Consider the following 21,779-nt stretch of genomic DNA (forward strand, 5'->3'; position numbering starts at 1 on the left):
CGCTTTGCAGCAGCACGATGCCTGGATCAGGAGCCGATATGCGGACCCCTGCCCCGCGCCTGCGCAAGCTCGACCTGGCGCTGGCGCTCGGCATAACGCTGGCGGTCCTCGTCCGAACGCGCATCGAAGCAATGCGGGCACGAAATACCGGCAGCGAATTTGGGCGACGTCAGCTCGCCCGGCGTCAGCGGGTGGCGGCAGGCGCGGCACAGTTCCGCGTCACCCTCGGCAAGACCGTGCGACACCGAAACCCGCTCGTCGAAGACGAAGCACTCGCCTTGCCAGAGGCTCTGTTCGGCCGGAACCTCTTCGAGGTATTTGAGGATACCGCCCTTGAGATGGAAGACATCCTCGAAGCCGAGCGATTTGACATAGGCGGTCGCCTTTTCGCAGCGTATGCCGCCGGTGCAGAACATCGCAACCTTGCGGCCTTCGAGCTCCGCCCGGTGCGTTTCCACCCAGGCCGGGAACTCGCGAAAGCTTGCGGTGGCCGGGTCGATCGCACCCTTGAACGTGCCGATCGACACCTCATAGGCGTTGCGCGTGTCGATGATGACAGTGCCGGGCTGCGAAATCAGAGCGTTCCAGTCGGCCGGCGCAACATAGGTGCCGGCACTTTTCGAAGGATCGATGTCATCGACACCCATGGTGACGATCTCGCGCTTCAGCCGCACCTTCATGCGATGGAACGGCATGTCCGCGGCCGCGCTGTACTTGACCTCGAGTCCGGCAAGCCCTTCGATGGCTTCGAGATACGCGATCAGTTCGGCAATTGCCGTCTCGCTGCCGGCGACGGTGCCGTTGATGCCTTCATGCGCCAGCAGCAGCGTGCCCTTTATGCCGCGCCCGCAGCAGAATGCGGCGAGCGGCGCGCGCAGTTCTTCGAAAGCGTCGAGCCGGGCAAACCGGTAGAGCGCGGCGACGCGAAGGAGTGGAAGTGATGTCATCGCCGAAGCCACTAGACGCTCGAGCAAGCCGATTCAAGGCAAAGCAGGCATCCTGTTCGGCGGGTCACTGGCGCAAATCTGCACCATGGTGAATTTGTACCATAGCTGAGATCAGGGAGTCAAGAAAAAATTCCTAATTATATACTTGACGTACTAAGGACTAATTTCCTATACTGATTCGCGCGTGACAGGCCGGTTATTGGTCCGTTACATCGTCCTCACCAAAAAGCTGGGGGATGAGTGCGGATGCGTTTGGTTGATGTAATCAAAGCAAAAAAGTCGAACGTCTCAGTAGGAGCGTGGCAAGAAGGAAAAATCACACCATCTGCGTGGCCCCTTACAACTGGGAGCCTGCATCTTGGCCGAGGTTTTTCGTGGCGAGTGGTGAAATTCGACGCGTTAGGCAACAAGTTTCGGGTTCTTGTCGCGATCAGCCCTGAAAAGGAAACCTATCGAGCAGTATTGGCATTGGAGGAGTCCAAGCATCTCAAGGTGGTGTGCCACCACGAGCTTCATACCAGCCATTGGAACTGGCATTGCCATTTTTCCAATGGCCCTATTGACGAAATCTTTGCCGGCGTTTGGCGCGACAATGACACGTTTAAGCCGTGGCCCCGATTTAGAATTAAGGAATGTTCGGTAGCGTTTAACGTAACGAAGGAGAGTGCACTCTCGGTGGCCGCGAGACGCTACCGCTTCGAGGCGCAAGGAGAACTGGTATGAGCCTCGCCAAGGAAATCTGCGAGGTCGTTTGCGAAGGATTTAAGGTTCGCAAAGTCCCTGTAGGGTATTCGGTCCTTACGCCTTGGACATGGTTCTCGGGCGAGCCGTTGACGTTCTTTATCCGCGAGGAAAAAGGACAGGCTAGGCTTGAAGATAGCGGATTGCTCGTGGCGGACTTGCAGGGGATGGGCTTAGACCTAACCTCAGAGAACAGGCGCGAACTGTTGGCAGCTCTGCTTTCCGAACATCGCGCCTTCCTTGATGACGATGACTCCCAGTTCGCTACTGAATGGACGACGATGGATCAGGTAGCTTCTCGCATACCTGAGTTTTTGTCGTTCCTTCTCAGAGTACAGGATCTCTTGTTCCTCAACCGAGATAGGGTTCGCAGCACGTTCAAGGAAGACCTTGCGTCTGCCATGCAAGACCGCTTCGATGGAGAGGCACAAATCTTCCTCAGCCAAGCTCCCATTCCTCGCATGCCGCAATACATCGTGGACGTCCTGGTGGAACATAAAAGCGGTGCAAACATCGCTATTTTTGCTGGCGTGAGCGATGTGTCGGTCCTTCAGGCGGTCCTTTTCCAGAAGGAACTTCAGATAAAGGGCATTGATGGGTACACCGTGTTCCTTATCTTTGAGGACATGAGCGGCGCGAGAGTTTCGCAACGAAATAGGTCAATCGCAGTCAACTCTGATTTAGAAATCGGGGACTGGGGCGGCGGTCGATTCGAGGTCGTAGAAAAGGTGTACCGACATGTCCACTGAGGACGGGCCTATCGAGAGGAAAGGCGACGAGGTATTGCGCCGCCTACTGAATACGCCACCCAAACCCCATGAGACTGGGAAGGCTGACAAGAACAAGACTGACAAGAAGAAGCCAGTTAAGGCTTCTTCTGGCCGCGCTTCCTCAAAGTGATAAGCCTTCGCGCCTTCTGCTTAGGCGTGATCGGCTTCACCAATCCGCCGATAGGTCAGGCGTTTGTCGCGGGCCATGCGCAGCAAGTCTTCTGCGCGTTCTGCATCCGAGACTTTCAACGCCGTGCGGCGATTGTAGCGGAAATCGAACTCGGCAAGGTAGCGGTGCAAGTGTGCTTCGCCGCAATGCTGATAGACGCCAACCATGCCGCGCTTGAAGACAGAGAACACGTTCTCAATCGTGTTTGAATGAACCACATAGTCGCCTTCGCGACGGGCATATTCGTTTGCCGAATGCTTGACGGTGCGATGCGAAGCGAACTCCTCGCCAGTGCGCGTGTAGAGATTGCTTTCGTCGGTGTTAAGGTGCGAAGCGCGATCAACGTTGCGGACAAGCACATCGCGGACAGTGGCCCTAGTGGCGTCGTTAAGATGGAACATGCGAGCCTTGCCGCCACGCTCCACCAGACCGACGACAATGCGCTTCTCGCGACCGCCGCCCTTGCCCTTCTTGGTGAAGGGGCGGCCTTTGCGCTGCGCTGAAATTCGGGGTGTCTCGCGCTTGCCGATGTAGGTTTCGTCAGCTTCTACGGTCTTGCCTTCACCACCAAGAGGACCGGCAGACTTAACGTCTTCCTTCATGGCTTCGCGAATACGGTGCGCCATAAACCAAGCGGTCTTGTAGGTGACGCCAAGCATGCGGTGCAGCTGGTGCGCGGACATGCCTTTCTTGGATGATGCGTAGAGATGCGAAGCCAGCACCCACTTGTGCAGGCCGATCTTGGAACGCTCAAAGACCGTGCCGACCGTGACAGAGAACGGCAGGCGGCATTCGTTGCACTTGTAGACGCCGGGGCGAGTGGACTTGCCCGCCAGCTTGGTAATGCGCTCCGGGTTTGCATTGCCGCAATGCGGGCAGAACGGGCCATGGGGCCAATGGATAGCCTCCAAATGCTCGCGGGCCTTGTCGGCGTCGTGGTAAATGGCGTTGGTCAGATCGAACATTGCGGTAACTCCTTGGATTGGTTATCGCAAATTGGGTCTGGTACGTCAAGTATATAATTAGGAAAAAATTCCTATCCTGAAAAGCCACCCGGACAAAAGCTGTCGGCACCATCGAGCCGGCAGCCACCCTTGTCAACTTGGGCTTGGCGAGTATGGGCGACGCGTGACATCGCGACACGGCCGGTTTCGTGGACAGGAAAACGGCCTTCTGCTAATCGGTTGAATTGTCCCACGCCACGGAGAGACACATGCCCAGCAAGACCGAAAAACTTCTGTCGCTCCTCAACGGCCAGCCCGTCATCCCGGTGCTGAAGATCTCCGATGTCGCCAATGCCGTGCCGCTGGCCCGCGCTCTGGCGCGCGGCGGCCTGCCTGCGATCGAGATCACGCTGAGGACCGCCGACGCGCTGGAAGCGATCCGGCGGGTCGCTGGTGAAGTCGAGGAAGCCATCGTCGGCGCCGGCACCATTCTCGATGCCAGGCAGTTCGAAGAGGCTGCCGCCGCGGGCTCGCGCTTCATCGTCAGCCCCGGCATCACCCGCGAGCTTCTGTCGGCAGCCGCCGCCAGCGATGTTCCGCTGCTGCCCGGTGCGATCACCCCCGGCGAGATCATGGCCGCGCGCGAAGCCGGCTTGCGCTTCCTGAAATTCTTCCCGGCCGAGCAGTCGGGCGGCATCGCTTCGCTGAAGGCCTTCGCCTCGCCGCTCGCCGATGTGAAATTCTGCCCGACCGGCGGCATCTCGGCCAAGAACGCAGCTGACTATCTCAGCCTGCCCAACGTGGTCTGCGTCGGCGGCTCCTGGGTGGCGCCCGACGACCTCGTCAAGGCCGGCAAATGGGACGAGATCGAAGCCTTGGCGCGCGCGGCGAGCAAGCTCACAAAATAAGGCTTTCATGGCGGCATGGAAAAACCCGGCCGACTTGCGTCGACCGGGTTTCCGCCGGATGTTTTTCCAGGCCTGCCTTGGCTGGATCAGTTGCAGACCCTGACTTCCCTGACCACCCTATGATGATGCTTCCAGGTCGTGACAACCTTGGTCCGGCAGTGCTTCTTCATGTGCATGTGATCGTGGGTCTTGACGACAATGGTTTCGGCCTGCGTAGGGGCGATGGCCGCCGAAGCGGTTGCCAACGCGATGACCGATGCCAGTAGAATCTTCTTCATGGGTATCCCCGGGTTTGAACGAACGAGGGAGAAACCGTTGACGGCCCGAGGCGTTCCACGATCACGGCAATGTCAGGCCGGTGTGATCGGAAGCCGGCGGGCCGCGCGACCGGATCCGGCCACGCAGCAAAAAGCCGCGCTGGTTGCCCGGCGCGGCTTTGTCGATTGGTTGCCGTCATTTGGTCTGGAAGCGGGCTACCGACATGAACTTGACGGCGTTGCCGGTGAAGCGATTGGCATCGGCCACCTGGCTGCTCGGCTGGAAGCCAGCGGTGTAGACCTCGCTCGGCGGCGTGTGCACGATGCTGTAGGCGTAACCCGGCGCCGTCGTCGCGCTTGAAACGGTGGCGACCTGCTCGCCGCTGGTCAAGGCCCAACGGGCGGCCTGCGGTGCGGCTGCAACCACCATGGCCTTGGGGCCTGGCTTCAGGTCGCGGGCGGTGGCTCTCGATTCCTTGCGCGTCGTCTTGACGCCGGCGCCGATCGCGGCGGCCGGATCGGAACCGACTGGGCGGGCCACGACAGCATCGCGCGGCGATGCGGTGTTAGTGCCCGGATCGTTGAACGCCGAACGCGGCTCGGACCCGGACAAGGAAGCAAGCTGGTAATCGGCCGCACCGACCTGGGCATTGGCCTCGTCGAGCACGGCCTTGACCGCGTCCGGCCTGGCCATCTCGGGCCGCGCCGTCGGCAGCACCGAGAACGCATCGGTCGCGGTCTTGCCTTGGTCGGCCGTCTCGGCCAGCGCCATCAGCACATCCTTGCTGGGCGGCGCAGCCAGAGCGGCCGGCAGCGAATTGTCGGGACGCCATGTCGGCAACGGTATGTTGTTGACCGCGACCTGGGTCGCATCAGCCGAAGCCGTTGCATCGGCCATGCCGAAAGGAACGCTCGCCGGCGCATGCGCGGTCGCCACGGCCTGCTCGGTGGTGGCTGTCGCCTCCGCCATCGCGAAGGGAACATTCTCAGGCTGCTGCGCGCCGACATCGGCTTTCGGCCGCGGTGCGAAATCCGGCAGCGGAATGCTTCGGGCCGGCAATGCCGCGATGATCGTCTCCGGCGTGTCCTGTTCAGGCTCCGGAGCCTGCTGTTCGGTCACCTGCGGAATCTCGGCGCGCCGCGCATTCTCCGGCGCCACGATGGCGATGCCCGGGAGGTTGCTGGTCTTGGCCGCCGCTGCCGGCTTCAGGTTTCTCGCCTTGGGCGGGGGGGCGGCCGAAGCGGTCTCGACATCGGCGCTGTCGTCGGCCTCGTCGTCGCCGCCGCCACCGAAGAAAGCCGACAGGAATCCACCTGATTTCTTGCTGCTGCCGCCGGCACTGGCCATCTCGATGGCCGGCGAGCCCGATCCCTTGCGGGCCTTGTAGGAGGCGAGCGCCTGCTCAAAACCGGGCAGCGGCCTGCCGTCGCTCGGCACATGCAGCGTCTTGCCATTGGGGAACAGGGAGACCAGTTCCTGGCGGCTGATACCGGGCCAATGGCGCACATTGCCGACATCCATGTGGACAAACGGCGAACCCGATGACGGATAGTAGCCGACGCCACCGCCCTGCATCTTGAGGCCGATGTTGCGCAGCTTCTTCAGCGGCACGCCGGGAATATAGAAATCCATCGCCTTGCCGAGCATGTGCTGGCTCTTCTCGGCCACGCCCCTGCTGCGGCTGCGCAGCATCGAGTTCGTCGACGGCGAGCGATAGCCGCAGACGACCTGGATGTAGTCCGTGGCACCTGCTTCCCGATACGCCTCCCAGACGAGATCCAGCAGGCGCGGATCCATCTTGGTCGGCTCGTTGCGACGCCAGTCGCGCAAAATGATGTTGATCTTGCGGAGACCTTCGGGGACGTAGCGGCCGTTGCGCTTGTAGACGATCTCGGCCTTCTCATGGGTGTGGAGATGATACAGCTTCAGCGACCGTGTTTCGGCGCTGGCTCCGCTCGCAGCCGCGGCAACAAAACCAAAAGCGACAACCAACACTGCCAGCCACTTCGGCCAGACGCTCAAATGATGGTGCCGCCTGTTTGTGTGTCGTTCGATTCTGTTCAAATCAAAAGGCCTTGCAGGCTGCCGTTTGTCCCCGGATTTGTCCAAACGGATGTGGCATTAGCACACCCGAATATCGATCCTAATGGTTAATCATCGCTTATTGAAGCCGAAATGCGGTAACACCGTGGCGATATCCCGTCAAAAATTGTTCACAAGGTTTCTTGGTAAACCGCTGGTTTAGATCGGATTTTCGCCTTCGCCCCGAACACGATCTGTTACCGCTAGCCTTAATGCGTGAACAGAGCTGTCCACGGGACAGCCACAATGCCGCTGAAACGGCGATACAAGGCCCGTTGTGGCATTGCAAGCTGGCGCCGGCCTTGTGGCAAAGCCGGAAGCCGGGCCAAAGCTCAGCCCGGCATCGCCCTTAGGAGGCTAGTCGATCGACGCGGCCTGTCTCCGGATCGATGCCGTGTTCCTTGAGCTTGCGATAGAGCGTCGAGCGGCCGATGCCGAGTCGGCGGGCGACTTCGCTCATCTGTCCGTTGTAGTGATCGATGGCAAGCTTGATCATCTCGAGTTCGACATCGGCAAGTGCCCGCACATTGCCGCGCTCGTCGAGCGCCCGCAACGTGCCGAAGCGAGGCTGCAGCCTTGCCGGCGGATCGAACGCGATTGCCGGGCCGCCCTCGCCGGGCAAGGCTTCGTCATCGCGCGCCTGCAAAGGCAAGGACGGCGACGGCGCGTCGCCATCCATATCGAGGTTGACGGTGCCTTCCACTTGCGCCCGGATCTGCGGGAAGTCCTCCGCGGTTAACATATCGCCTTCGCAAAGCACCGAGGCGCGAAAGACGGCGTTTTCGAGCTGCCGGATGTTTCCGGGCCAGTCATAGGCCTGCAGCACGGCGAGCGCTGCCGCCGAAATACCTTGCAGGCGACGGTGCGGGTCGGCCGGCGCGACCTTCTCCATGAAATGGGTGACCAGATATGGGATGTCGTCGCGGCGGTCGCGCAGCGGCGGCACGAAGATCGGATAGACGTTCAGCCGGTAGAACAGATCCTCGCGGAACTTGCCGTCCTTGACCTGCTGCAGGAGGTTGCGGTGCGTCGCCGAAATCAGCCTGATGTCGACCCTGACGGTCGAGCGCCCACCGACCGGGTCGACCTCGCCGTCCTGGACCGCACGCAACAGCTTGACCTGCACGTCGAGCGGCAGGTCGCCGATCTCGTCGAGAAACAGCGTGCCCGAATGCGCTTCGACGAACTTGCCGGTGTGCTTGTCGGTGGCCCCGGTGAACGAGCCCTTCTCGTGACCGAACAGGATCGATTCGACCAGATTGTCTGGAATGGCGCCGCAATTGACGGTGACGAAGGGCTTCGTGCGGCGGTCGCCACTGCCCTGGATGGCGCGCGCCACCAGTTCCTTGCCGACGCCGGACTCGCCCTCGATCAGGATCGGAATGTTGGATGCCGCCGCTTTCTGGCCAAGACGGATCACCCTGTCCATGGCCGGGCTGTGCGTGATCATGTCCTTGAAGGTCAGGAGGCCGCCCCGCCGGCGCGATGTGCGCTTGACCTCGCCCTCGACGGCCTCGACCTTGAGCGCATTGCCGATCGACGCCTGCAGCCTGTCGGGAGACGCCGGCTTGACGACGAAATCGAAGGCGCCATGACGCATCGCCGAAACCACGGTCTCGATTCCGCCCTGCGCGGTTTGCACGATCGCCGGCACGTTGATGTCGCGCTCGCGCATCGCCTTCAGCACGCCGATACCGTCGAGACCGGGCATGACCAGATCGAGGATGACCACCGACACCTCGCGGGCGCCGGGTCCATCGAGGATGTCGAGAGCGGCCGCGCCGCCGTCGACCACGATTGCGCTGTAGCCGAACCGCGTCACCGCCGCTTCGAGCAGCCGGCGTTGCACCGGATCGTCATCGACTATGAGTATGGAACCTGTCATGACTGGTGTGACTGCCCGCCCGAGGAATTCTGCCCTGTGGACCATCTTGGCACAGGGTTCTAAATAAGGTTTCAAAAAACCCGGTGAATGAATTCCTTAGGATTTGACCGGCTTCTCGTTTCTCCTTGAACCTTGGCCACGGAAGGTGTCGGCAATGCATAGGGATTCTGGGCACATGGTTTCCGCACGGCGGCTGGCGGCGCCGGCGTCGGGTCAAGGCGCGGCCGAGCTGGGCGACTTGCCGGAATGGAACCTTGCCGACCTCTATGCCGGCATGGACGCGCCGGAGCTGAAGCGCGACATTGCCAAGGCCGCCACCGATGCGACCAGTTTCGAGAGCCGCTGGAAGGGTACGCTGGCCGCCGAAGCCGAGCGCGGCGGCGCCGGCAGGCTGGGCGAGGCGCTTGTCGCCTACGAGGCGCTGGAGGAACTGATCGGCCGCATCGTCTCCTATGCGGGACTGGTTTATGCCGGAAACACCGCCGATCCCCAGCGCGCCAAGCTCTATGGCGACATCCAGGAGAAGATGACCGACGCCAGCGCGCACCTTCTGTTCTTCGCGCTCGAACTCAACCTGATCGACGATGCGTCGATCGAAGGCGCGCTCGCCGGCGATCCCGCCTTCGGCCACTATCGGCCATGGGTGCTCGATCTGCGCAAGGACAAGCCTTACCAGCTCGAGGACCGCGTCGAGCAGCTCTTCCACGAAAAGTCGATCACCGGACGCGGCGCCTGGAACCGCCTGTTCGACGAAACGATGACCGACCTTCGCTTCCACATCGACGGCGAGGAACTGACGTTGGAGCCGGCGCTGAATCGTCTGCAGGACGCCGACGGCGAGGTGCGCCGCCGGGCGTCCGAGGCGCTGGCCACGACCTTCCGCAAGAACTTGCGCACCTTCACGCTGATCACCAACACGCTGGCCAAGGACAAGGAGATATCCGACCGCTGGCGTGGCTTCGAGGACATCGCCGATTCACGCCATCTGGCCAACCGCGTCGAGCGCAGTGTGGTGGACGCCTTGGCTTCCGCCGTTCGCGATGCCTATCCGCGCCTCTCGCACCGCTACTACGCGATGAAGGCACGCTGGCTGGGCATGGAGGTGATGAACCATTGGGACCGCAACGCGCCGTTGCCGGATACGCCCCAGGCGATCATCGGCTGGGACGAGGCCAGGAACACCGTGCTGTCCGCCTATCAGCGCTTTTCGCCCGACATGGCCGAGATCGCGCGAACCTTCTTCGACCGCAACTGGATCGACGCGCCGGTGCGGCCCGGCAAGTCGCCTGGCGCCTTCGCGCATCCGACCGTACCGTCGGCGCATCCCTATGTCCTGCTCAACTACATGGGCAAGCCGCGCGATGTGATGACGTTGGCGCACGAGCTTGGCCATGGCGTGCATCAGGTGCTGGCCGGCGGCCAGGGTGCGCTGATGGCCTCGACGCCGCTGACGCTGGCCGAGACGGCATCGGTCTTCGGCGAGATGCTGACCTTCCGCTCGCTGCTCGACCAGACCACCGACCGGCGCGAGCGCAAGGCCATGCTCGCCCAGAAGGTCGAGGACATGATCAACACGGTCGTGCGCCAGATCGCCTTCTATGAATTCGAGCGCAAGGTGCATGCCGAACGCAAGAACGGCGAACTGACCTCCGACAGGCTGGGTCAGTTCTGGCTCGAAGTGCAGGCCGAAAGTCTGGGTCCCGCCATCAAGCTGCGCGAAGGCTATGAGGTGTTCTGGACCTACATCCCGCACTTCATCCATTCGCCCTTTTATGTCTATGCCTATGCTTTCGGCGACTGCCTGGTGAACTCGCTCTACGCGGTCTACCAGAACGCCGAGCGCGGCTTTCAGGACAAGTATTTCGAAATGCTGCGCGCCGGCGGCACCAAACATCATTCCGAGCTTCTGGCGCCCTTCGGGCTCGACGCCACCGATCCCGCCTTCTGGCAGATCGGACTTGGCGTCATCAGTGGCCTGATCGACGAGCTGGAAGCGCTCGACACTTGAAATGCGCCCCCAGGCGTCGCTCTAACAGTTTAGCCGGAATGCATGTTGGGACAGCTCTACTATCGCCCTAAATATCTGTTCTTGAAGTACTCTCCACCGAAGTTTTCCGATAGCTTTCCACAAGCTCTATGATAGCCTTCGCTCCAAGCTCAGCCGGAGCGCATGCGGATCGGCGAGGAGAAATCTCAGCCGGCCGTGGCGCTCAGGCGAACGCGACAACGGCCGTTGGCATGGGCAACAAAGCCGATCGCCGACAGCTCGAACCGAAGCCGGCTGTTCTGCTTACCGCGGAACCACCAAGAGTAGTCCTTCGCCGAAGATCATGACCCACGGCAGACGGATCTGACTGGAGAGAGACAATGGGCACTTTTTTCTACGTGGTCCTGGCGTTCCTGATAGGCGTATTGGTCGGCTGGTTCCTTTGGGGGCGCCTGCGCGGTGAACTCGACAGCTTGCGCGGCGATCTCGACCGTACACGCAGCGAACGCGACAGGCTGCGCACCGACAGCGACCGCCTGACCGGCGAACTCGATGCATGCGGCAAGACCCGCGCCGACCTTGAGCGCCGGCTGCGCGAAGCGTCGGCCGCACCTGCCGCCGGAAGCAGCGCGGCAAAACCGGCAAGCCAGGCGCCGGCGGCCCTGATGTCGACCCCCGCGACGGCCAAATCCGCCACCACAAAGCCCGCGACGGCCAAACCGGCCGCTGCGAAAGCGGTCCCTGCCAAGCCGGCGGCGAAACCCGCCGCCACCAAAACCTCGGCTCCAGCCAAATCCGCAACGAGCAAGCCTGCAACAGTCAAGCCTGCAACAGCCAAGCCAGCATCCGGAAAGCCCGACAATCTGCGTCGGCTGATCGGTATCGGTCCGGTCAATGAGAAACTGCTCAAGGCACAAGGCGTCACCAGCTTCGCCCAGATCGCGTCCTGGACAGCGGCCGATATCAAACGGATCGAGGACGTCATGAATTTCGATGGCCGCATCGCGCGCGAACGCTGGATCGAGCAGGCCAAGCTGCTCGCCGCCGGCAACGAGAAGGAATTCGCCAAGCAGTTTCCAACAGCCGGAACCTCCAGCAACAGCTGATCGCCAGGCACGACCTGAAGATTGCAAGCGGCGGCGCCATATCGGCGTCGCCGTTTGCTCTTGGTTCCTGAGTTGGCCCAAAGGTCGGCTTTAAGAGGCAGCGTGCCGTTCCCTCGATTGCGCGCGGGCGGCACCCCATATAGAGCGGTTGATGGCTTCATTGACCGCAGCATTCGGTGCCCATGTCCCTGCCCGCCGCAATTTTTCGCAATGACAAAAGCGCGCGCCAGCTCGTTTTCGACCGGCCGGCCGATATCATCGTGGCGCACGACGCAGGCGATTTCGGGCCGGCTCTGGAAGCAGCACAAGCCGCGCATGATGCAGGCAAATGGCTTGCCGGCTATTTCTCGTATGATGCGGGCTACTTGCTCGAACCCAAGCTCGTTCCCCTGCTGCCGAATGGACGCCGCGCCCCACTCGTGTGCCTTGGGGTTTTCGATGCCCCGGTCGAAGAGGCGGTGCCGCCGCGCAATACGGCGGCGACCAATGGCCCGATCTTCGACGCCCGTGCGACGTGGTCGCCCGAGGATTATGAAAAACGCTTCTCGCGGCTGCACCAGCACATCCGGCAAGGTGATTGCTACCAGGGCAATCTGACCTTTCCCGTGCACGCGCAATGGTCAGGCGAGCCGCTGGCCGCGTTCGATGCGTTGACTGAACGTCAGCCGGTGAAATATGGCGCGCTGATCGCGCTCGGTGAACCCATCGTGCTGTCGCGCTCGCCTGAACTGTTCTTCGAGATCGACGCCGAGGGCATGATCGAGACGCATCCGATGAAGGGAACGGCGCCGCGCGGCGCCACCAAAGCCGAAGACGAACGGCAGAAGATCTTCCTGCGCAATGACGAGAAAAACCAGGCCGAAAACCGGATGATCGTCGATCTCCTGCGCAACGATATCTCGCTGATCAGCGAGGTGGGCACGCTGGACGTGCCGGCGCTGTTCCGCATCGAGACTTACCCGACCGTGCATCAGATGGTGAGCGACGTCAGGGCCAAATTGCTGCCGGGTCTCTCTATCCGCCAGATCTTTGCGGCGCTGTTTCCTTGCGGTTCGATCACCGGCGCGCCTAAGATCCGTGCCATGGAGATCCTGCGCGACCTGGAAGGCACGCCCCGCGATGCCTATTGCGGCGCCATAGGCTGGATCGCGCCCGGCGGCCCGATGCGCTTTTCCGTGGCGATCCGCACCATCTCGCTCTTTTCGGGCGGCGAGGCCGTCTACAATGTCGGAGGCGGCGTCGTCTTCGATTCGACGGCGCAGGAGGAGTATCAGGAGTGTCTGCTGAAAGCGCGCTTCGCGACGGGAACACCGCCGACTTTCAGTTGATCGAGACCATGCGCTGGGAACCCGGCCCGGGCTTCCTGCGCTTCGATCGTCATCTTGCGCGCCTCTATGGCTCGGCGGCGGAACTCGGCTTCCGCTGCGATCCAGGCACGGTCGGCGAGGCGCTGAGCAGCGCGGTCGGCGGTTCCGGCGTTGCCATGCGCACGCGCCTCGTCCTGTCGCACGATGGCGAGGTGACGGCCTCGGCGCAGCCTTATGAACCGCTCGCCGCCGACAAGGTCTGGATGCTGCGGCTGGCGCGGACGAGGCTCGATTCGAACGACACGCTGCTGCGCCACAAGACCAGCCGGCGACAGCTTTACACGCGTGCCCGTGCCGGACACCTCATCACGCAGGCCGACGAGGTGCTTATGGCCAACGAGCGTGGCGAGATCTGTGAAGGCACGATCACCAATGTCTTTGCCGATCTCGGCGACGGCGTGCTGGCGACGCCCCGGCTCGATTGCGGCCTGCTGCCTGGCGTATTGCGCGCGCAGCTTCTGGATGAAGGCCGCGCCCGCGAAGCGATCTACAGCTTGGACGATCTGAAATCCGCCAAGTCCCTGTTCGTCGGCAATTCGCTGCGCGGACTGATCCCCGCAAGACTGACCTGAGACATGACGTCCGTGCCCACTCACACACCCCCAAAACATACGCTGCCCACCCACACGCCCTATGACGGCTCGTCGAAACTGTTCAGCATCGGGCTGAAGCCGCTCGACCCGGCGGCCTGGATCGAGGTCGACGGCCATCTGCTGCCGTATCTCGCCGAAAAGCACCGGCTCTATGCCGAAATCCCAGAGCGCATTTTCGTCGAGGAGGACGGCACGCGCGACGCCCAGCAGGAAGTGCTCGACTTGCTCGCTGCGCATCTCCTGGAGAGGTTCCCCGAAACCCATCGGCTCGGCGGATCAGGCGTCGAGGTGGCGGGCGCGGCGAGCCGTCTGCCTGCTTCCCTCGCCGATGCGCCGCTGGCCAAAGCCTCACTGCTCGTCCAGGAAGACCTGATCCTGATGCGCAGCAGTGACAGCGGCTGGCGGCTGGTCGCCGGCTCGCTCTGCTTTCCCTCCTCCTGGTCGCTCCTGGAAAAGTTCGGCAAGCCGCTGCAGGACATCCACGCGCCGGTGCCGGGTTTCGGCCCTGGCACGCGTCCGGCGGAACTCATCAACCGGATGTTCGATGGCCTCCAGGGGCAGGCCGTCGAACGCTACAACTGGTCGATCCAGTCCGACAACGCGCTCTACCATCCGCTCTCCGACCTGCAGCGCATCGACCGCGCCACCAACCGGCCGTCGCGCTTTCCCGATGGCGACATCGACGCCCATGCCTTCATTCGCGTCGAGCGGCAAACCCTGCGCAAACTGCCTGTTTCACGCGATATCCTGTTCACCATCCGCATCCATCTCGATCCGCTCGCCGTGCTGGCCAGGCACCCTGATCGGGCGAAGCTCGCGGTGTCTTTCGCCGCCCAGCTCGAAGCACTCGATCTCGCCCAGCTCGACTACAAGGGCCTGACATCGGACCGTGATCGGCTGATGACGGTCCTTAACCACATGGCCAATGACGACTGATCGCTGGTTGGCGCTTTTCGCTGGTTTGTGACAATGATCTGTGATGTAGCGCATGGCCGCCGGGCAAAGATGCCCGGTTTTGTGTGTGCGTTTTCCCAGTTTCCTGGGCTTTGAAGGAGTGCTCGATAAAATGGCGAATGAAAACTGGCCCGTTTACGGTGAGATCAGCGGCCCTGTCGTGGTGATCGGCTTCGGCTCGATCGGCCGGGGAACGCTGCCGCTGATCGAACGCCATTTCAAGTTCGACAAGTCGCGCATGACGGTTATCGATCCGCGCGACACCGACCGCAAGCTGCTCGACGAGCGCGGCATCACCTTCGTCCAGGAAGCGGTGACCGAGAAGAACTACAAGAAGCTCCTGACCCCGCTTCTGACCAATGGCGGCGGCCAGGGCTTTTGCATCAACCTGTCGGTCGATACCGGCTCGGTGGACCTGATGCGGCTCTGCCGCAAGCTCGGCGTGCTCTACATCGACACCGTCGTCGAGCCGTGGCTCGGCTTCTATTTCGACGCCAAGGCCGATAACGCCAGCCGCACCAATTACGCGCTGCGCGAGTCGCTGCTCAAGGAAAAGCACGACAAGCCCGGCGGCGCCACGGCGGTCTCCACCTGCGGCGCCAATCCAGGCATGGTCTCGTGGTTCGTCAAGCAGGCGTTGGTCAATCTCGCCACCGATCTTGGCCTGGAGTTCTCGGAGCCCGCGCAGGACGACCGCGAGGGCTGGGCCAAGCTGATGAAGAAGGCCGGCGTCAAGGGCATCCACATCGCCGAACGCGACACCCAGCGCACCAAGAAGCCGAAACCGATGGATGTGTTCTGGAACACATGGTCGGTCGAAGGCTTCATCTCCGAGGGCCTGCAGCCCGCGGAACTTGGCTGGGGCACACACGAGACATGGATGCCGAAGAACGCCAAGAAGCACAAGCACGGCTCGAAGGCAGCCATCTACCTGGAGCAGCCGGGCGCCAACACGCGCGTGCGCTCGTGGTGCCCGACGCCCGGCGCGCAATACGGCCTGCTGGTGACGCATAACGAGGCGATCTCTATCGCCGATTTCTTCACCGTGCGTTCGAAGAAGGGCAAGGTGCATTACCGCCCGACCTGCCACTATGCCTATCATCCCTGCAACGACGCGATGCTGTCGCTTGACGAGATGTTCGGCGCCGCCGGCAAGCCTCAGCCGGTGCATCATGTGCTCGACGAGAACGAGTTGATCGACGGCGTCGACGAACTCGGCGTGCTGCTCTACGGCCACGACAAGAATGCCTACTGGTACGGCTCGCAGCTGTCGCTCGCCGAGGCGCGCAAGCTGGCCCCCTACCAGAATGCCACCGGCATGCAGGTCACCTCGGCGGTGCTCTCGGGTATGGTCTGGGCGCTGGAGAATCCCGAGGCCGGCATCGTCGAAGCCGACGAGATGGACTACAGGCGGTGCCTGGAAGTGCAGTCCCAGTATCTCGGACCGGTCAAGGGCTACTACACCGACTGGACGCCGCTCGATAACCGTCCCGGCCTGTTCCCGGAAGACCTCGACCGGAACGACCCGTGGCAGTTCCGCAACATCCTTGTGCGATAGCAGCACCGCCCACCTGCCTCACTGCCTTGCAATCGCCCGGAAATCGGGCGATTGAAGGGATGCGGACCATAGCGATACGTATTCATCTGGACGCACGTCGCTCTGGAAACTTGGATGCACGCCTCGTGCTTGTCGAAAATCGATTTCCGATTTTTGGGCCGATGCGAGAGGAGAGGATTTTCACATGATCATTGCGCGCAAAATTCTTTCGATGAGCGTGGCGGGTGCCATTGCGGCGATGCTCGCCGCCTGTGCGACCAGCGGCCCCGATCAACCGCCGATGGCAGCGGCGCCGAAAGGCGTCGAGGGCTCGTGGATCGACGCCAAGGGCACCGGCCTGTCGACCTTCACCGGCGGCACCTTCACGACGGTAGCCACCGACACCGGCCAGAAGCTTGCCGACGGCAGCTACACGATGACCGGCGCCACATCGGTGCAGATCAACGGCACCTCGCTGATCCGCCAGACCGCGGTCAGCTTCAACTGCCTGATGGTGTCGACAAGCCAGCTCAACTGCACGAGCTCCAGCGGTCAGAATTTCGTGCTGACAAGGCGCGTCTGAACCCACGACCATTCGTTTTCCAAGGACGGCGGCCGGTTGGCCGCCGTCCTTTTTTGTGCCGGCAAAGGGTCCCGGATTCCGCTTGCGTCATCCGGAACGCGATGGGAACATGGCCAAAGCGCCGGCTGTTATGTTCCAGTCAAGCAAGAGCGCTAATGGCCTCTGATCAGCTTTCCGGGAGACGAAGATGAAGAAGCTTGCCGCCATTGCAGCCCTGTCAGCCTCAACCCTCGGCCTGTCGGCCGGCGCGTCCTTTGCCGACTACACGCTGAACATCCTGCATATCAACGACTGGCACAGCCGCATCGAAGGCAACAACAAATATGAATCGACCTGCTCGGCGGACGAGGAGACCAAGGGCGAGTGCATCGGCGGCGCGGGCCGGCTGATCACCGCGATCGCCCAGGAACGCAAGAAGCTGGAAGGCCAGAACGTGCTGCTGCTCAGCGCCGGCGACAATTTCCAGGGCTCGCTGTTCTACACAACCTATAAGGGCAAGGTCGAAGGCGAATTCCTCAACGACATGAAGTTCGATGCCATGGCCCTCGGCAACCATGAATTCGACGACGGCGAGGCCGCCTTGGCGCCGTTCCTCGACATGATCAAGTTCCCCGTGCTCGGCGCCAATGTGAAGGCCAACGCGCAATCCAAGCTCGGCGACCGCGTCAAGCCATCTGTTGTCGTCGAGGTCGGCAGCCAGAAGATCGGCATCATCGGCGCGATCACCAACGACACGCCGGACCTCGCTTCGCCGGGTCCCAACGTCGCCATCGAGGACGACGTCAAGTCGATCACTGCCGAAGTCGAGAAGCTCAAAGGCGAAGGCGTCAACAAGATCATCGCCGTGACCCATATCGGCTACAAGCGCGAACGCGACGTCATCGCCAAGATCCCGGGCGTCGATGTCGTCGTCGGCGGCCACAGCCATTCCCTGCTGTCGAACACCGACCCGAAGGCGGAAGGCCCCTACCCGACGATGGTCGACAATCCGGACGGCTACAAGGTGCCGGTGGTGCAGGCGGCCTCCTATTCGAAATATCTCGGCGAGTTCAAGGTGGTGTTCGACGACAATGGCGTCGTCAAATCGGCCAGCGGCGACCCGATCTATCTCGACAAGTCGATCACCCCCGACCCGGCCGTGCTCGCCCGCATCAAGGAGCTTGGGGCGCCGATCGAGGCGTTGAAGAACAAGGAAGTGGCCGAAACCACCGACGTCATCGACGGCAGTCGCGAGAGCTGCCGCACCCGCGAATGCGCGATGGGCAATCTCGTCTCCGACGCCATCCTCGACCGCGTCAAGGGACAGGGCGTCGAGATCGTCATCTCCAATGGCGGCGGCCTGCGCGCCTCGATCGACAAGGGCACCGTCACCATGGGCGAGGTGCTGACCGTGCTGCCCTTCCAGAACACGCTGGCGACCTTCCAGATTTCGGGCAAGGATCTGGTGGCCGGCCTCGAGGGCGGTCTCAGTCAGGTCGAGGACGGCGCCGGGCGCTTCCCCCAGGTCGCCGGCCTGAAATATTCCTTCGACAAATCCGTTGCGCCCAATGCCGGCCGGGTCAAATCGGTGGAGGTCATGGAAGGCGGTGCCTGGACGCCGATCAAGCCGGAGAAGGACTATCTGGTCGCCACCAACAACTATGTTCGCCAGGGCGGCGACGGCTACAAGGTCTTTGCCGACAAGGCCAGGAATGCCTACGACTACGGCCCCGGCCTCGAACAGGTGGTTGCCGACTATCTCGGCGCCCACCGGCCCTACACGCCGAAGCTCGACGGCCGCATCACCGAAATAGCCGCGACCGTCGCCGCGGCGCCTGCGGCCCCGGCAACCGATCCGGCCAAGCCAGCCGAAGCGGCACCGGCCACCCCGGCGCCCGCACCGGCTGAAGCCGCCAAGCCTGCCGAAGCGGCACCGGCAATGCCTGAATTGCCGGCCAACTCGGGCGATATCGCCAACACACCACCGGCCATATCGACGGAAGGAGCACCTCCCCCGCCAGCGCCACCAGCCGCGCTGGCACCGGCCGAGCCGGCAAAACCTGCTGAGGCCGCGCCAGCGGAAGCCAGCCATGTCATCGTTGCCGGCGACACCTATTGGGATCTGGCCAAGAAGGCCTATGGCGACGGCGCCATGTGGAAGGTCATATCGGGCGCCAACAAGGGCTACGAACCCCGCCGGCTTCCTGTCGGCGCAACGCTGACCATCCCGCCGAAATAGCTCGCTTATATGCCTGAATGACACCGCCCGTCCGAAAACCGGACGGGCGTCCTGTTTTCGGGCTAATGCATGTCGCCCAAAAGTGACCTCGGTTTTGGGAGAACGACATGCATAAAACAGAGACTTAAAGCGGGTCGTCTGAATCCATTCGGACAATCCGCTGTAAGGTGCGGCCAGACGCTGCATTGAATGCGCGCGCAAGATGGTTAGGTTCGCGTCTCCCGGAGAACCCTTATGACGCTTCCCACCCCCGCCGATCCCAAGGTTGCAAAAGCGCTCGGCCCGTTGCCCGCTGGGCATCCGCCGGTCAAGGCGGGCAAGATCGGCGTCATGCTGGTCAATCTGGGCACGCCCGATGGCACCGATTTCAAGCCGATGTGGCGGTATCTGCGTGAATTCCTGTCCGATCCGCGCGTCATCGAGCTCAACAGGGCGATCTGGTATCCGATCCTCTATGGACTTGTGCTCACCACGCGCCCCAAGAAGTCGGGCGCCAATTACGCCCGGATCTGGAACCGGGAAAAGAACGAGTCGCCGCTGCGCACCTACACCCGTGCCCAGGCCGAAAAGCTGGCCGAAGCGCTGCGCGACCTGCCTGATGTCGTCGTCGACTGGGCGATGCGCTATGGCAATCCTTCGACCGCCAGCATTGCCCAGCGTCTGGCCGACCAGGGCTGCGACCGCATTCTTTCGTTTCCGCTCTATCCGCAATATTCGGCGACGACCACGGCAACAGCCAACGACCAGCTGTTTCGCGCGCTGATGAAGATGCGCCGCGCGCCGGCCGTCCGCAGCGTGCCGCCCTACTATGACGAGCCGGTCTATATCGAGGCGCTGGCGCGTTCGATCGAACGGCATCTGGCGACGCTGGATTTCGAGCCGGAGGTGGTCATCACCTCCTATCACGGCATTCCAAAACCCTATTTCGAGAAGGGCGATCCCTATCATTGCCACTGCCAGAAGACGACGCGGCTGTTGCGCGAACGGCTCGGCTGGGATGACAGGAAACTGATCATCACCTTCCAGTCGCGCTTCGGCGCGCAGGAATGGCTGCAACCCTATACCGACAAGACGGTGGAGAAACTCGCACAGGACGGCGTCAAGTCGATCGCCGTCGTCAATCCCGGCTTTTCCGTCGACTGCATCGAGACGCTGGATGAGATCGGCCGCGAGGCGGCCGAAACCTTCCACCATGCCGGCGGCAAGAATTTCGCCCATATCCCTTGCCTCAACGACAGCGCGGAGGGGATGGCGGTGATCGAGGCGATGGTGCGGCGCGAACTGTCTGGCTGGGTCTAGGAGAAATTCCAGGAAAAGTGTGAAACGGTTTTCCCGGGAAAAGCGAATAGCGCTTTCCCTTGGGAATTTCGTCAACCGGAGTTAGAGCGGCTCGCCGCTCTAACTCCGGAACAACACAAGCTCCGGGGCGTTAAGGCGCGCCGCCGGAGAATGCGATGTCCCGCAAACTCGACCTCAGAACTGGCCAGCCCGTCTGGTCAGCCTATCGCGCGCCTGCGGTGCCGACGGACGGCTTGATCCGGGACGTCAAGGCAGATGTGCTGGTCGTCGGCATGGGCATCAGCGGCGCCATGATGGCCGAGGCGCTGACGGCCGATGGCCATCGGGTGATCTGTATCGACCGGCGCGGTCCGCTGAAGGGCTCGACGGCCGCAACCACCGCACTGGTGGCATTCGAAATAGACCAGCCTCTCTCCACGCTTTCGAAGATGATCGGCAGAGCCTCGGCGCAGCAGGCCTGGCGGCGCTCGCGGCTCGCCGTCTCCAATCTCGCCGGACGCATCGCCGAACTCGGCATCAACTGTGGCCTGAGCCGGGCGCCGTCGCTCTATCTGTCTGGCACGATACTTGGTCCGTCGGAACTGCGCGACGAGGCCAAGGCACGGCGGCTAGCCGGCATCGCCGCGACCTATCTGACGCCGGCGCCGCTGGCGGAGACATTCGGCATCGACCGCGAAGGCGCCATTCTCAGCCACGGCAACATCGCGCTCGACCCGCGTAAGCTGACGGCTGGGCTGCTGCTGAAATCCCTTCAGCGCAAGGCTCGCTTCTACGCCCCCGTCGAAGCGACAGTGATTGAGGATAGCGCCGAAGCTGTTGTCGTCGCGACCAGGGATGGCCCGACCATAACCGCGCGACATGTTGTTCTGGCCACCGGCTACGAACTTGTGGAGATCGTGCCGGCCGCGGCCCACCGGATCATCTCGACATGGGCGATCGCAACATGCCCGCAACCGCGAAAGCTCTGGCCGGACGCAGCGTTCATCTGGGAAGCGTCGGAGCCATATCTGTATATGCGCACGACGATCGACGGCCGGGTCATTTGCGGGGGCGAGGACGAGGATTTTGTCGACGAAGCGCGGCGCGACGAGCTGATCGCCGACAAGAGCACACGCATCGCCGAGAAGCTCGGCCTGGTATTTCCGCATCTCGACACCAGGCCCGATTTTGCCTGGACCGGTTCGTTCGGCACCACAACCACCGGCCTGCCCTATATCGGCGCCATTCCCCGCCACCCGCGCATCCATGCAGTGATGGGCTACGGCGGCAACGGCATCACCTTCTCGCAGATCGCTTCCGAGATTGTCCCGGCTTCGATCAACGGGCTGGAGGACACGGATGCAAGTTTGTTTGCCTTCAACCGCTGATCGCACCCGCAAACAATCCGTCATCACCTGATTGTAACGCATCTGAAACACACTTAAGTCTTTG

At 62.3% G+C, this 21,779-nt stretch carries 18 protein-coding genes; 13 read left to right on the plus strand and 5 right to left on the minus strand.

Annotated features, from left to right (window positions below):
• Positions 1-26: 26 nt before the first annotated feature.
• The gene (locus P3C39_RS24485) at positions 27-947 is read right to left on the minus strand and encodes a rhodanese-related sulfurtransferase (protein WP_013529741.1); all 921 of its coding nucleotides are present in this window, start codon (positions 945-947) and stop codon (positions 27-29) included.
• A 246-nt stretch (positions 948-1,193) separates the two neighbouring features.
• Here P3C39_RS24485 and P3C39_RS24490 point away from each other — a divergent pair, with 246 nt between their 5' ends.
• Both P3C39_RS24490 and P3C39_RS24495 read left to right on the plus strand, forming a co-directional pair.
• Positions 1,194-1,670 (plus strand): hypothetical protein, encoded by a 477-nt coding sequence (locus tag P3C39_RS24490; RefSeq protein ID WP_275954464.1) that lies wholly within the window; start codon positions 1,194-1,196, stop codon positions 1,668-1,670.
• Entirely contained in the window at positions 1,667-2,437 is a 771-nt protein-coding gene (locus P3C39_RS24495) for a DUF1828 domain-containing protein (RefSeq protein WP_275954465.1), read from the plus strand. The genes P3C39_RS24490 and P3C39_RS24495 overlap by 4 nt, the downstream gene beginning before the upstream one ends.
• A 171-nt stretch (positions 2,438-2,608) precedes the next feature.
• On the opposite strand, the gene P3C39_RS24500 is transcribed toward P3C39_RS24495, so the two are convergent.
• Positions 2,609-3,592 (minus strand): IS1595 family transposase, encoded by a 984-nt coding sequence (locus tag P3C39_RS24500; RefSeq protein ID WP_275954466.1) that lies wholly within the window; start codon positions 3,590-3,592, stop codon positions 2,609-2,611.
• A 248-nt stretch (positions 3,593-3,840) separates the two neighbouring features.
• Here P3C39_RS24500 and P3C39_RS24505 point away from each other — a divergent pair, with 248 nt between their 5' ends.
• Positions 3,841-4,479 (plus strand): 2-dehydro-3-deoxy-phosphogluconate aldolase, encoded by a 639-nt coding sequence (locus P3C39_RS24505; protein ID WP_063173036.1) that lies wholly within the window; start codon positions 3,841-3,843, stop codon positions 4,477-4,479.
• A gap of 86 nt (positions 4,480-4,565) precedes the next feature.
• On the opposite strand, the gene P3C39_RS24510 is transcribed toward P3C39_RS24505, so the two are convergent.
• The 3 genes from P3C39_RS24510 to P3C39_RS24520 all read right to left on the minus strand — a co-directional run bounded on the left by P3C39_RS24510 (position 4,566) and on the right by P3C39_RS24520 (position 8,704).
• Positions 4,566-4,757, minus strand: coding sequence for a hypothetical protein (locus tag P3C39_RS24510; RefSeq protein WP_013529739.1), 192 nt, complete (start codon positions 4,755-4,757; stop codon positions 4,566-4,568).
• A gap of 175 nt (positions 4,758-4,932) precedes the next feature.
• Positions 4,933-6,759, minus strand: a complete 1,827-nt coding sequence (locus tag P3C39_RS24515; RefSeq protein ID WP_024502725.1) for a DUF882 domain-containing protein — start codon at positions 6,757-6,759, stop codon at positions 4,933-4,935.
• Positions 6,760-7,168: 409 nt separating this feature from the next.
• Positions 7,169-8,704, minus strand: coding sequence for a sigma-54 dependent transcriptional regulator (locus P3C39_RS24520; RefSeq protein WP_013529737.1), 1,536 nt, complete (start codon positions 8,702-8,704; stop codon positions 7,169-7,171).
• Between the two features lie 175 nt (positions 8,705-8,879).
• Between P3C39_RS24520 and P3C39_RS24525 the strand changes: the two genes are divergently transcribed.
• From P3C39_RS24525 to P3C39_RS24570, 10 genes are all read left to right on the plus strand, one after another.
• The gene (locus P3C39_RS24525; protein WP_064995625.1) at positions 8,880-10,712 is read left to right on the plus strand and encodes a M3 family oligoendopeptidase; all 1,833 of its coding nucleotides are present in this window, start codon (positions 8,880-8,882) and stop codon (positions 10,710-10,712) included.
• 359 nt (positions 10,713-11,071) lie between these two features.
• Positions 11,072-11,797 carry a proton-conducting membrane transporter gene (locus P3C39_RS24530; protein ID WP_275954467.1) on the plus strand — a complete coding sequence of 242 codons (726 nt, stop codon included), beginning with the start codon at positions 11,072-11,074 and terminating at the stop codon, positions 11,795-11,797.
• A gap of 182 nt (positions 11,798-11,979) precedes the next feature.
• Positions 11,980-13,125: an aminodeoxychorismate synthase component I gene (locus tag P3C39_RS24535; RefSeq protein ID WP_275954468.1), complete on the plus strand. Its 1,146-nt coding sequence runs from the start codon at positions 11,980-11,982 to the stop codon at positions 13,123-13,125.
• Positions 13,074-13,736 carry an aminotransferase class IV family protein gene (locus P3C39_RS24540; RefSeq protein WP_275954469.1) on the plus strand — a complete coding sequence of 221 codons (663 nt, stop codon included), beginning with the start codon at positions 13,074-13,076 and terminating at the stop codon, positions 13,734-13,736. Before P3C39_RS24535 ends, P3C39_RS24540 begins: the two co-directional genes overlap by 52 nt.
• A gap of 3 nt (positions 13,737-13,739) precedes the next feature.
• On the plus strand, positions 13,740-14,693 hold the full coding sequence (locus P3C39_RS24545) for a DUF3445 domain-containing protein (protein WP_275954470.1): 954 nt from the start codon (positions 13,740-13,742) through the stop codon (positions 14,691-14,693).
• Positions 14,694-14,823: 130 nt separating this feature from the next.
• Positions 14,824-16,269, plus strand: coding sequence for a homospermidine synthase (locus P3C39_RS24550; protein ID WP_275954471.1), 1,446 nt, complete (start codon positions 14,824-14,826; stop codon positions 16,267-16,269).
• A 184-nt stretch (positions 16,270-16,453) separates the two neighbouring features.
• Complete coding sequence (locus P3C39_RS24555; RefSeq protein WP_013529730.1) at positions 16,454-16,831, plus strand: hypothetical protein; 378 nt, start codon at positions 16,454-16,456, stop codon at positions 16,829-16,831.
• Positions 16,832-17,018: 187 nt separating this feature from the next.
• The gene (locus P3C39_RS24560) at positions 17,019-19,049 is read left to right on the plus strand and encodes a bifunctional UDP-sugar hydrolase/5'-nucleotidase (RefSeq protein WP_224675583.1); all 2,031 of its coding nucleotides are present in this window, start codon (positions 17,019-17,021) and stop codon (positions 19,047-19,049) included.
• Between the two features lie 234 nt (positions 19,050-19,283).
• The gene (gene hemH / locus P3C39_RS24565; protein WP_013529728.1) at positions 19,284-20,348 is read left to right on the plus strand and encodes a ferrochelatase; all 1,065 of its coding nucleotides are present in this window, start codon (positions 19,284-19,286) and stop codon (positions 20,346-20,348) included.
• A gap of 155 nt (positions 20,349-20,503) precedes the next feature.
• Positions 20,504-21,715: an FAD-binding oxidoreductase gene (locus tag P3C39_RS24570; protein ID WP_275954472.1), complete on the plus strand. Its 1,212-nt coding sequence runs from the start codon at positions 20,504-20,506 to the stop codon at positions 21,713-21,715.
• Positions 21,716-21,779 lie beyond the last annotated feature (64 nt).

It is taken from the genome of Mesorhizobium sp. XAP4, assembly GCF_029269325.1.
GTDB classification, from domain to species: Bacteria; Pseudomonadota; Alphaproteobacteria; order Rhizobiales; family Rhizobiaceae; genus Mesorhizobium; species Mesorhizobium ciceri.